Here is a 6,243-nt window from a genome sequence, read left to right as displayed (position 1 = left end):
CGCGCTGTTGCGCGAGGGCGGATTCGACGCGGTGCGACACCGGGCGGTGGCGCACCGGGCTGGCCTGCCGTTGGCGTCCACCACCTACTACTTCTCGTCGCTGGACGACCTGATCGCCAGCGCGGTCGAGCACATCGGGATGCAGGAGGTCGCCGAGCTGCGGGCCCGCGTCGCCGAGCTGCCTCGCCGCCGGCGCAGCACCCAGCGCACCGCCGGCATCCTGGTCGACCTGCTGGTCGGCGAGGGCGCCGGACCGCAGCTCACCGAGGAGCTCATCTCCCGCTACGAGCGCTACATCGCCTGTGCCCGGCAGCCCGCCCTGCGCAACGTCCAGCGGCGAATCCTGCAGCAGCGCTCCGACGCCGTCGTCGAAGCCATCGAGCGGTCCGGCCGGATCGTGCGCTACGACCTGCTGGCCGCGCTGGTCTGCGTGGTCGACGGCGCGGTGGTGGCCGCGCTGGTCGATGACGGGCGCGACGCCCCGACGGCGGCGCGAGCCACGCTGATCGACGTCATCGAGCTGCTCGCCCCGTTCGACCATCGTGCGGTGTCGGCGTGACGGCGGCGGTCTCAGCATAAGACAGTGTCGGGTTCGCCGTGGTTTCTCAGCCGGCCGCCGTCCCGGGTCCGTGGACCGTAAGCTGACTGTTCGTGAGCATCCCCAACGTGCTGGCCGCCCGCTACGCCAGTGCCGAGATGACCGCGATCTGGTCGCCGCAGGCCAAGGTCGTCGCCGAGCGCCAGCTGTGGCTGGCGGTGCTGCGGGCGCAGGCCGAGTTGGGCATCCCGGTTCCCGAGCCCGCGCTCGCCGATTACCAGCGGGTGCTCGACGACGTCGACCTGGCGTCGATCGACGCCCGGGAGCGAACGCTGCGCCACGACGTCAAGGCCCGCATCGAGGAGTTCAACGCGCTGGCCGGCCACCAGCAGATCCACAAGGGGATGACCAGCCGGGACCTGACCGAGAACGTCGAGCAGATGCAGGTCCGGCGCTCGTTGGAAGTGATGTACGGCCGCGCGGTGGCGGTGTTGGCCCGGCTGGCCGAGCGGGCGGTGAGCTACCGCGAGTTGGTGATGGCCGGACGCAGCCACAACGTCGCCGCGCAGGCCACCACCCTCGGCAAGCGGTTCGCCTCGGCGGCCGAGGAGCTGCTGATCGCGGCGACCCGGCTGCGGGAGCTGATCGAGCGCTACCCGCTGCGCGGCATCAAGGGGCCGATGGGAACGGCGCAGGACATGCTGGACCTGTTCGGCGGGGACACCGACAAACTCGCCGAACTGGAACGAAGGGTCGCCGACTTTCTGGGCTTCACAACGGTTCTGACCAGTGTCGGTCAGGTCTACCCGCGCTCGTTGGACCACGACGTGGTCTCCGCGCTGGTGCAGCTCGGCGCCGGGCCGTCGTCATGCGCGCACACCATCCGGCTGATGGCCGGCCACGAACTGGTGACCGAGGGGTTCGCCGAAGGCCAGGTGGGTTCGTCGGCGATGCCGCACAAGATGAACACCCGCAGCTGCGAACGGGTCAACGGCCTGCAGGTGGTGCTGCGCGGCTACGCCTCGATGACCGCCGAACTGGCCGGTGCCCAGTGGAACGAGGGTGACGTGTTCTGTTCGGTGGTGCGCCGGGTGGCGCTGCCGGATGCATTCCTGGCCGTCGACGGCCAGACGGAGACGTTCCTGACGGTGCTCGACGAGTTCGGCGCCTACCCGGCGGTGATCACCCGCGAACTCGACCGCTATCTGCCGTTTCTGGCCACCACCAGGGTGTTGATGGCCGCGGTACAGGCCGGGATGGGCCGCGAGGAGGCACATCGGGTGATCAAGGAGCACGCGGTGGCGGTGGCGCTGGCGATGCGCGAGCGGGGCAGCGAGCCCGACCTGCTGGACCGGCTGGCCGCCGACGACCGGCTGCCGCTGGATCGGTCCGCGCTGGACAGTGCGCTCGCCGACAAGGCGGTCTTCACCGGCGCGGCCGCCGATCAGGTCGACCGGGTGGTGGCCGCGGTGGCCGACTTGGTCGCCCGGTATCCGGAGGCGGCCAAATACACCCCGGGCGCCATCCGCTAGTCCGATGGCCGCCGAACCCGCCGACCAACTGGCGCAGATCGACTTCACCGACCTGGACAACTTCGCCGACGGGTTCCCGCACCGGCTCTTCGCCCTGCACCGCCGGGTCGCTCCGGTGTTCTGGCACGAACCGACCGAACACACCCCCGACGGGGACGGGTTCTGGTCGGTGGCCACCCACGCTGAGACCCTCGAGGTGCTGCGTGACGCCGAGACGTACTCGTCGGTGACCGGTGGTGCTCGGCCGCACGGTGGCACCGTGCTGCAGGACATGCCGATCGCCGGCCAGATCCTGAACATGATGGACGACCCGCGGCACGCCGAGATCCGCCGGCTGGTCAGCTCCGGGCTGACCCCGCGGATGATCCGCCGGGTGGAACAGGATCTGCGCGGCCGGGCGCGCCGGCTGCTGGACGGGATCGAACCCGGGGCCCCGGTGGATTTCGTGGCCGACGTCGCCGTCGAGCTGCCCATGCAGATGATCTGCATCCTGCTCGGTGTCCCCGAATCCGACCGGCACTGGCTGTTCGAGGCGATCGAGCCGAGCTTCGACTTCCGCGGCTCCCGCACCGCGGTGGTGTCTCGGCTCTCGGTGCAGGACGCCGGGTCAAGGGTGTACGGCTACGGCATGGAGCTGATCGCCCGGAAGAAGGCGGAGCCCAGCGACGACATGCTGTCGGTGGTCGCCAACTCGGTCGACCCGCAGCTGAGCGACCTCGAGCTGTACCTGTTCTTCCAGTTGCTGTTCAGCGCCGGCGCGGAGACCACCCGCAACGCGATCGCCGGCGGGCTGCTGGCGCTGGCCCAGAACCCCGACCAGCTGCGGCGGCTGCGTGACGATTTCTCGCTGTTGCCGACGGCGATCGAGGAGATCATCCGCTGGACGTCGCCGTCGCCGTCGAAGCGGCGCACCGCCACCCGGGCCACCCTGCTGGGCGGCCAACAGATCGAAGCGGGACAGAAGGTTCTGGTCTGGGAAGGATCGGCCAACCGGGACGAAACCGTGTTCGATCGCGCCGACGAATTCGACGTCGGTCGGAAACCCAACCCGCATATCGGGTTCGGCCACGGTGCGCACTTCTGCCTGGGCGCGCACCTCGCCCGGCTGGAGCTGCGGGTGCTCCTGGATGAGGTGTTGGCCCGGTTCGGCGAGATCGAGGTGGTCGCCCCGGTCGAATGGACCCGCAGCAACCGGCACACCGGCATCCGGCACCTGGTGGTGGAGTTCGGTGGTGCGGCATGATCACCCGGCCGCACGGACCGGGCTCGGTGGCGCCGACCCCGGACGTGTTCGCCGCGGTGATGGCCACCGGCATCTTGTCGATCGCCGCGCACAACCACCGCTACCGGTGGATCAGCGACACCCTCGGGGTGCTGGCGACGACGGCCATGGTGCTGCTGATCGTGCTGGTCTGCGGGGTGGCCGGGCGGCGCGGGGCGATCTGGGACCTGGGCGCCCCGGACGTCACCCTGCGGCTGTTCTCGTTCGTGGCCGCGTGTGCGGTGCTGGATTCGCGGCTCAGCGCGCACCCGATCGTGGCGTCGCTGCTCTGCGTGGTGGCGGCGGCGGCGTGGCTGCTGCTGGCGGTGCTGACGGTGCGCAACATGGCCGCCCGGTCCTGGACGGCACTGCGCGATCAGGCGCACGGCGCCTGGGAGTTGGGCAGCGTCGGCACCTCCGGGCTGGTGATCGTGACCGCGAAGCTGGCCCGCTACAGCGGACAGCAGGGATGGCTCTGGCTGGCGGTGCCGGTCTGGGCGGCCGCGATCGGCGTCTACGGCCTGATGACCTGGCTGTTGTTGTGGCGCAGTGTTGCCGAACGTCGGGGTGCCGGCGGCTACCAGCCGGACAGCTGGATCCTGATGGGCGCGTTGGCGATCGCCACCCTGGCCGGTGACAGCATCTACGGGGTCGCGCCGGGCTGGCTGGCCGGTCCGGTGCGGGCGGTGACCGTGCTGACCTGGGTGGTGGCCAGCGGGTGGATCCCGGTGTTGGTCTACTTCATGCTGCACCGGGTCAACGAGCGGCCCGGTGTGCTGCGCTTCGCCGGGGTGTGGTGGTCGCTGGTGTTCCCGCTCGGCATGTACTCGGTGGCCACCGACGCCTCGGCCGCCGAGCTGGTAGTCCGGTCGCTGCAGACGATTTCGCTGGTGTTCTTCTGGGATGCGTTGGCGGCCTGGCTGATCGTGGTGATCGCCGGGCTGCTTCGGGGCGGTCGGTGGGTCAGGACTTCGGCGTGACCGTGATGGTGACGGTGCTCGCGCCGTCGTTGGAGGCGATCTCCAGGTGCTGGGCGCCGGCCGCCGAGACGACGTGCCCGCCGGTGACGTCGACGGTGTAGCCGTGCGGGAAATCGCTCGTCGGCATCCAGATGTCGGTCTGCGATCCGGTCGGAAAGCTGCCGTGGCCGTCGGCCATCTCAGTGGAGTAGCTGAAATGGAAAATGCCGTGCTCGAACGACCACGGACCCGGCGTCCCGGCGATGGTCTGTGGGTAGGGCTGGTCGAGTGCGCCCAGCACGCCAGCGTCGACGTTGCTGCTGCTCGGGTCGCCGATGTGGCTGGTGACCAGGCTGTAATCCCAGAACAGCCAGCCGTAGTCGTGCTGGTCGGCGACGCTGGTCTGGTCGTTGATGATGCCCGGATCGGTGGTGTTGCCGAACTCGGTGATCATCGCCGGGATGCCGTGTGCCCGGGCGTACCCTTCGGCGGCGTTCTCGACGTACTCCTCGTACCCATTCCAGCAGCCGGAGCTGGCGCCCAGCACCGACGCCGGGATGCAGTAGTCGTGGAAGGCGAAGACGCTGTTCGGGTCGTCCACCGTGCCCAGATGCGTCGCCACCGGAAGGTTGCCGGTGAGCGTGCTCGGCTCGAAGAAGACCGGTGTATCCGGGTCGACGGCCCGGATCGCCTCGTCCACCTGGTTGTAGAACGGGGTCAACTCGGTGGTGTCGAAGGACGACGAGCCGAAGATCGTCTGCAGCCACTGGGAGCCCGGCCACGGTTCGTTCATGATCTCGTAGCCGAGCACGTTCGGGTCGTCCTTGAACGTGTTGGCGACCGCCTCCCACATCTGGGCGTAGCTGTCCTCCAGCCTCACTCCGCTCACCGTGTCGTTCGACCAGAACGAATCCCAGGCGTGGTTCTCCGCCGGGCTGAGCGGATAGGTCAACGGGAAGCCGGCGTTGATGTTGGGCAGGCCGCCGGTGTCGACCGCCCACGCCGGCGCGCCGTCGCCGTCGCCGGAGATGTGATCGCTGTAGAGGTCCTGATGCATGTCGATCAGCGCGGCGATGTGGTGCTGGGCCAGCATCTGCACGGTCTGCTGCACCGAATCCAGGTAGGTGTAATCGATGTGACCGGGTGTGGGTTCGATGCCCTCCCAGAGCACCCCGACCCGCACCGCGGTGACGCCGTGGTCTTCCAGGAACAGCGCGTCGGCGGCGTCGAACCCGCTGCCGGCCGGAGTGTACGGCGGCACCTTGTACACCTCGTTGACGCCGTGCAGGATGACCACCTGCCCGTCGCTATTGGTGATCCAGCCGCCGTCGGCGGTGAAGTCCGAGTCGGCACCGGACTGAGCGCCGGGCAGCGTGCCGTAGTGGCCGACCGCGCCGTGGTCGCCGAGCAGTCCGGCGTTGCCGCCAGCCCCACCGAGGGCGGGCAGCGCATTCGCACTGGTGGAGTCGGTGCCGTCGCCGGCGGCCCCGCCGTCGCCGCCGATCCCGAACAACCCGACGCCGTTGCCGCCGTCGCCGCCGAAGCCGCCATCGAGGCCGTTGCCGCCGTCCCCGCCGGCCCCGCCCACACCCATCAGCCAGCCGCCGTCGCCGCCGGTACCGCCGTTGCCGCCGGTGCCGCCGTCGAACCCGGCGCCGCCGGCGCCGCCGGTGCCGAACATTCCGGCCGCGCCGCCGGTGCCGCCGGCCTCGTCGGCAGCGGTGCTGTTCCAGCCGGCCCCGCCGTCGCCGAAGAGCCAGCCGCCGTCACCGCCGTCGGGATGGGCCGCGGTGCCGGGCGCGCCGTTGCCGATCACGTCGGAGCCGGCCAGCTGGTTGATGAAGCCGTCCACCTGCCGGCCGAGGTCGCTGCCGATCCAGTTCTCGATGTCGGCGTGGATCGGGGCGTAGACGTAGTGGTCCACCAATGCCGCGTAGTCCGGCGAGGGGAGTT

5 protein-coding genes are annotated in these 6,243 nt (G+C 70.1%); 4 read left to right on the top strand and 1 reads right to left on the bottom strand.

Annotated features, from left to right (window positions below; all coding sequences use genetic code 11):
- The 4 genes from AC2VNT_RS13515 to AC2VNT_RS13500 form a co-directional block, all read left to right on the top strand.
- The coding region (locus AC2VNT_RS13515; RefSeq protein ID WP_486947350.1) for a TetR/AcrR family transcriptional regulator at nucleotides 1–559 on the top strand (559 nt) is incomplete at its 5' end.
- A gap of 92 nt (nucleotides 560–651) precedes the next feature.
- Entirely contained in the window at nucleotides 652–2,070 is a 1,419-nt protein-coding gene (gene purB, locus AC2VNT_RS13510; RefSeq protein ID WP_486947349.1) for an adenylosuccinate lyase, read from the top strand.
- Between the two features lie 4 nt (nucleotides 2,071–2,074).
- The gene (locus AC2VNT_RS13505) at nucleotides 2,075–3,313 is read left to right on the top strand and encodes a cytochrome P450 (RefSeq protein ID WP_486947348.1); all 1,239 of its coding nucleotides are present in this window, start codon (nucleotides 2,075–2,077) and stop codon (nucleotides 3,311–3,313) included.
- Nucleotides 3,310–4,311 carry a tellurite resistance/C4-dicarboxylate transporter family protein gene (locus AC2VNT_RS13500; protein WP_486947347.1) on the top strand — a complete coding sequence of 334 codons (1,002 nt, stop codon included), beginning with the start codon at nucleotides 3,310–3,312 and terminating at the stop codon, nucleotides 4,309–4,311. The genes AC2VNT_RS13505 and AC2VNT_RS13500 overlap by 4 nt, the downstream gene beginning before the upstream one ends.
- Here AC2VNT_RS13500 and AC2VNT_RS13495 read toward each other — a convergent pair.
- Nucleotides 4,295–6,243, bottom strand: a 1,949-nt coding sequence (locus tag AC2VNT_RS13495; RefSeq protein ID WP_486947346.1) for a cellulase family glycosylhydrolase, incomplete at its 5' end; no start/stop codon positions are given. The two genes, AC2VNT_RS13500 and AC2VNT_RS13495, sit on opposite strands and share 17 nt — an antisense overlap.

The sequence above is a fragment of the Mycobacterium sp. TH-M15 genome, assembly GCF_057473705.1.
The sequence above is the reverse complement of the archived record's forward strand: the minus strand, read 5'-3'. Positions and strand labels throughout refer to the sequence as shown.